Genomic DNA, 445 nt, shown 5'->3' on the forward strand with positions numbered 1-445 from the left:
GAGGTGTTCTGTGCCACGTGGGGAGTCACCTTCATTTCCAGGCAGGCCTGGATGAACTCCTGCGCGTCGTAGCCCTTGTCGGCGCCGACGGTCACTTCCACATTTGGGTCTTCAGTTACCTGCCTGGCATCGTTGAGCATGACCTTCGCGGCCTCGCGTTCGGCGTGTCCGTCCGCATTGGTCACCATGGCGCTCACCACCAGGCCGTGGCGGTTGTCGCTCAGAGTGTGGCCCATGTAGCGCAGCTCGCTGGCGGTCTTGCCTTTGCGGTACAGCTTGGCATCGGGATCGGTCTTGGACTCGTGCGTCTCGTTGCTGCGCTTGCGACCCTTGAAGTCAGCGCCGTCGTTATCGTCTTTATCGCCGCTATCCTTGCGTACAAAGCTCTTGTGGCCGGCCCACGCCTGAATCAGCGTGCCGTCGACGCTGAAGTGCTCGCCCGACA

The 445-nt window shown here is 61.8% G+C and carries 1 protein-coding gene; it reads right to left on the bottom strand.

Annotated elements, in window-relative coordinates; all coding sequences use genetic code 11:
• A partial coding sequence (locus tag J8I34_RS34435) for a transposase (protein ID WP_209808640.1) occupies positions 1-445 on the bottom strand: 445 nt, incomplete at both ends.

The sequence above is a fragment of the Cupriavidus phytohabitans genome (genome assembly GCF_017815025.1).
Lineage (GTDB): Bacteria > Pseudomonadota > Gammaproteobacteria > Burkholderiales > Burkholderiaceae > Cupriavidus.